The following is a 4423-nucleotide window of genomic DNA, read 5'->3' as shown; positions in this document are numbered from 1 at the left end:
CCCCACCACCCCCACCCGGTCCGGCGTCAGGGGAAGGTCGCGGTGGCGCCGGCCCGTGGCGTGGTGGACGGCGTTGGCGATCGCGGCGGGGGTGCCGACGATGCCGATCTCGCCGATGCCCTTGCCGCCGACCGGGTTGAGGTGCGGATCGTGCTCCTCGATCCAGTGCGCGTCGAGGTCGGGGACGTCCGCGTGCGCGGGGACGTGGTAGCCGGCCAGGTCCTTCTGGACGAAGCCGCCGAGCCGGGCGTCGAGGCTGCTGTGCTCGGTCAGCGCCATGCCCAGGCCCATCGTCATGCCGCCGATGAACTGGGAGCGCGCCGTGCGGGCGTTGAGGATGCGGCCCGCGGCGAAGACGCCCAGCATCCTGCGCACCCGCACCTCGCCGGTGACCGTGTCGGCGGAGACCTCGGCGAAGACGGCACCGAAGGCGTGCCGCGCGTACTCCTCCTGCGCCTCCACGTCCGAGGTGGTGTCGACGGTGACGATGCTGCCGTCCGACTCGCGCAGCTCGCGGCACGCCTTGTGGACGGCCCAGCCCCAGGAGGCGGTACCGGAGGAGCCGCCGGCCAGCGGCGCCTGCGGCAGATCGCTGCTGCCGACGTCGATGCGGACGGCGTCCAGCGCGCAGCCCAGCTCCTGGGCCGCGACCTGGGCCAGCACGGTGCGCGCTCCGGTGCCGATGTCGGTGGCGTTGATGCGCACGTGGTAGGTGCCGTCGCCCAGGGACTGCACCGAGGCGGTGGAGGGGGCGACGATCACCGGGTAGGTGGAGGCGGCCACGCCGGTGCCGAGCAGCAGATCGCCCTCGCGCCGGGAGGCGGGGCGCGGGTCGCGGCGCTCCCAGCCGAAGCGGCGCGCCCCCTCGCGCAGGCAGTCGGCGAGGTGGTGGCTGCTGAAGGGCTTGCCGCTCTCGGGTTCGGTCTCGGGGATGTTGCGCAGCCGCAGCTCGACCGGGTCGAGGTCGAGGGAGACGGCCAGCTCGTCCATGGCGCATTCGAGCGCGTACATGCCGGGGGCCTCGCCGGGGGCCCGCATCCAGGACGGGGTGGGCACATCCAGCCGGGCGACGCGGTGTCCGGTGCGGATGCCGTCGGCGCCGTACATGACGCGGGAGGGCACGGCGGCCTGTTCCACGAACTCCTTGAGGGTGGAGGTGTGGGTGACCACGTCGTGCTGGAGGGCGGCGAGCGTGCCGTCGTCCCGGGCGCCCAGCCGCAGCCGCTGGACGGTGGGGGCGCGGTGGCCGACGACGGCGGGCATCTCGCGGCGCGGCAGCGCGAGCTTGACGGGGCGTCCGGTGTGCCGGGCGCCCATCGCCGCGAGGACGACGGGAGGGCGCGGGGTGCCCTTGGAGCCGAAGCCGCCGCCGACGTGTTCGGCGACGACGGTGACCTGCTTCTCCTCCAGGTCGAACATCTGGGCGAGCACCTGGCATACCGTGCTGGCGCCCTGGCTGGAGTCGTAGGCGATCAGGTGCCCGCCCTCCCACAGGGCGGTCGAGGCGTGCGGCTCCATGGGGTGGTTGTGCAGCGGGGTGATGCCGTAGGTGGCGTCCAGTTGGTGCGGGGCCGCGGCGTACTCGTGCGCGAAGTCACCGCTGTGCTGGTCGCCCGGGTAGCCGCCGTTGGCCCACTCCGGGTGGTAGAGGCCGGGGTGGTCGGCGCGGACGAGCACGTCGTGCGGCTCTTCGTCGTAGCCGACGCGGACGGTCTGCGCCATCTCGCGCGCCGCCTCCAGCGTCTCGGCGACGGCCAGCGCCACGTACCAGCCGCGGTGCGGCACCCGGTCGTTCTGCAACAGGAAGAGCGTGGGATCGTCGGATTCCGTCAGGCGGGGCGCGTTCTCGTGGGTGAGGACGGCCAGCGCGCCGGGGATCGCCAGCGCCTCGCCGTCCTCGACACCGGTGACCCGGCCGCGCGCCACGGTCGCGGCCACCGGCCAGCCGTAGGCGCAGGCGGGCGGCGTGTGCTCGGTGGCGTAGCGGGCGGCACCGGTGACCTTGGCACGGCCCTCGCGGCGCGGTGCGGGCGACCCCAGGACGCCCTCGGTGGTCTCGGTGGTCTCGGTTGCGGCCATCGTCCTCACGTCCCTGCGGGGCTGGTCGGGTTCTCGGCGAGGCGGGTGAGGAGGGTGACCGCCAGACTGCGGGCCAGCGGCACCTTGAAGGCGTTCTCGGACAGCGGCCGGGCCGCCGCCAGTTCCGCGTCCACGGCGCGCCCCACGCTCTCGGTGTCGGCCCGCGAGCCGACCAGCGCCTCCTCGGCGGTGCGGGCCCGCCACGGCCGGTGCGCCAGCCCGCCGAAGGCCAGCGCGGCGTGCCGGACGGTGCCGCCTTCGTCCACGGCCAGTACGGCGGCGGCGGAGGCCAGCGCGAAGGCGTACGAGGCGCGGTCGCGGGCCTTGCGGTAGGCGGCGCGCGCCCCCTCGGGCGGCGGCCCCAGCGTCACGTGGGAGATCAGTTCCCCGGGGCGCAGCACGGTGTCCTGCTCGGGGGTGTCGCCGGGCAGCCGGTGGAACTCGGCGGCCGGCACCGTCCGCGCCCCCTCGGGGCCCAGCACCTCGATCTCGGCGTCGTAGGCGGCCATCGCCACGGCCATGTCGGAGGGGTGGGTGGCCACGCAGTGCTCCGAGTGCCCCAGCACGGCCATGTCGCGGTTGGCGCCCTCGCGCGCCGAGCAGCCGGTGCCGGGCTCGCGCTTGTTGCAGGGCGCCGAGGTGTCCTGGAAGTAGGGGCAGCGGGTGCGCTGGAGGAAGTTTCCGCCCGTGGTGGCCAGGTTGCGCAGCTGCCCGGACGCCCCGGCCAGCAGCGCCTGCGAGAGCGCCGGATAGGTGCGGCAGACCTCCGGGTGCGCGGCCAGGTCGCTGTTGCGCACGTTCGCGCCGATCCGCAGGCCGCCCTCCTGCGTCGCCGTCACCTCGTCAAGCGGCAGTCGGGAGACGTCGATCAGGTGTGCGGGCGTCTCGACGCCGAGCTTCATCAGGTCCACCAGGTTGGTGCCGCCCGCCAGGTAACGGGCGCGCGGCTGGGCGGCGAACGCGGAGACGGCCTGCTCGGGACTGGTGACCCGCTCGAAGGTGAAGGGCCTCACGCCGACACCTCGCTGCCGCGCACGCTGCCACGCGCCTCCAGGCCGTTTTCGGCCACGTCCTCCAGCGCCTCGACGATGTGCGGGTAGGCGCCGCAGCGGCAGATGTTGCCGCTCATACGTTCGCGGATCTCGTCGCGGTTCAGCTGCGCGGGCGCCCCGGTGGCACGGCCGAGCGCCTCGGCGGGCGTCGCGTGCGACGGATGGCCCTCGGCGGCCTCGCACAGCATGCCGACGCCCGAGACGATCTGTCCCGGCGTGCAGTAACCGCACTGGAAGGCGTCCCGCTCGTGGAACGCCTGCTGGAGCGGGTGCGGGCGCTCCTCGTCGCCCAGCCCCTCGACGGTGGTGACGTGCGCGCCGTCGTGGGCCACCGCCAGCAGCAGACAGCTGTTGGCGCGGCGCCCCTCCAACAGCACCGTGCAGGCGCCGCACTGACCGTGGTCGCAGCCCTTCTTGCTGCCAGTGAGGTCCAGGTGCTCGCGCAGTACGTCCAGGAGGGTGGTGCGGTGGTCGACGGTGACGGCGTGCGCGGTGTCGTTGACGTGCAGGGTGAAGGTCGAGCTGGTCGCGGTGCGCTGGGGGATCACGGGGCGCGCCTCTCTGTCTGCTCTTGTGTGTCGCTCGGTTGTGCTCTTGTCTGTCGCTCGGTGTCGTCCGCGGTTGTCGTCGTCCCCGGCGGCCGGGCGCGGCGGTCAGCCGCGGCGCTCCAGCACGCCGCGCAGGAAGGCCGCCTGTCCGACGTGCTGCATCGTGTCGCCGATGACGCTCACGAGGCGTACCCCGAGGGAGACCGGCGGGTCCCACGCGTCGTCGACGATCCGGCCCAGCGACTGGGAACTCAACGTGCCCAGATACGCGCAAGTGCGCTGGTGGACCGCGTCGTGGTAGGCGACCAGAAGCTCCGGCGAATCCACCCGGACGGCCGCCACGTCCTCCGGCGAGTGGCCGAAACCCGTGTCGTCCGCGTCGAGGGGCAGCCCGAAGCGCTCCTCGAACCCCTGTGCGTGCCAGACCTGCTCGCTGCCCGCGGCGTCCGCGACGTGGTCGTCCTGCACCCGCGTCAGGTGCCAGACCAGCCAGGCGACGGTGTTCGCGCCCGGATCGATCCGCTCGGTCAGATGCGTGTTCGAGATGCCGTCGAGCGTGGCGTGGACCTCGCCGTTCACCCGCGTGAAGGCATCCTCGAGAAGGGCGGTTGTATCCATGTTCGCGACCTTACGACGCGTCATACACGAAAGATGCCTTTTGCGCCGCCCCCGCCACCGGGCCCGCCACCGGGCCCCGCCACCGCGAGAACCCTCGCGGAGACGGAGCAGGGGCGGGGGCAGGGG

The 4423-nt window shown here is 73.8% G+C and carries 4 protein-coding genes; all 4 read right to left on the bottom strand.

All coding sequences use genetic code 11. The features are described from left to right. A partial coding sequence (locus AB8Z75_RS32095) for a xanthine dehydrogenase family protein molybdopterin-binding subunit (RefSeq protein ID WP_369208205.1) occupies positions 1-2079 on the bottom strand: 2079 nt, incomplete at its 3' end. A 5-nt stretch (positions 2080-2084) separates the two neighbouring features. After that, complete coding sequence (locus AB8Z75_RS32090; RefSeq protein ID WP_369208203.1) at positions 2085-3092, bottom strand: xanthine dehydrogenase family protein subunit M; 1008 nt, start codon at positions 3090-3092, stop codon at positions 2085-2087. After that, on the bottom strand, positions 3089-3679 hold the full coding sequence (locus tag AB8Z75_RS32085) for a 2Fe-2S iron-sulfur cluster-binding protein (RefSeq protein ID WP_369208201.1): 591 nt from the start codon (positions 3677-3679) through the stop codon (positions 3089-3091). The genes AB8Z75_RS32090 and AB8Z75_RS32085 overlap by 4 nt, the downstream gene beginning before the upstream one ends. A 105-nt stretch (positions 3680-3784) precedes the next feature. Beyond that, positions 3785-4297 (bottom strand): DUF664 domain-containing protein, encoded by a 513-nt coding sequence (locus AB8Z75_RS32080; protein WP_369208199.1) that lies wholly within the window; start codon positions 4295-4297, stop codon positions 3785-3787. Positions 4298-4423 lie beyond the last annotated feature (126 nt).

This window comes from Streptomyces sp. PU-14G (genome assembly GCF_041028275.1).
Taxonomy (GTDB): Bacteria; Actinomycetota; Actinomycetes; order Streptomycetales; family Streptomycetaceae; genus Streptomyces.
The sequence above is the reverse complement of the archived record's forward strand: the minus strand, read 5'-3'. Positions and strand labels throughout refer to the sequence as shown.

What these genes read in the sequence shown, in the direction of transcription:
- AB8Z75_RS32080 (WP_369208199.1), bottom strand. Translation starts at nt 4,297, where the DNA reads ATGGATACAACCGCCCTTCTCGAGGATGCCTTCACGCGGGTGAACGGC.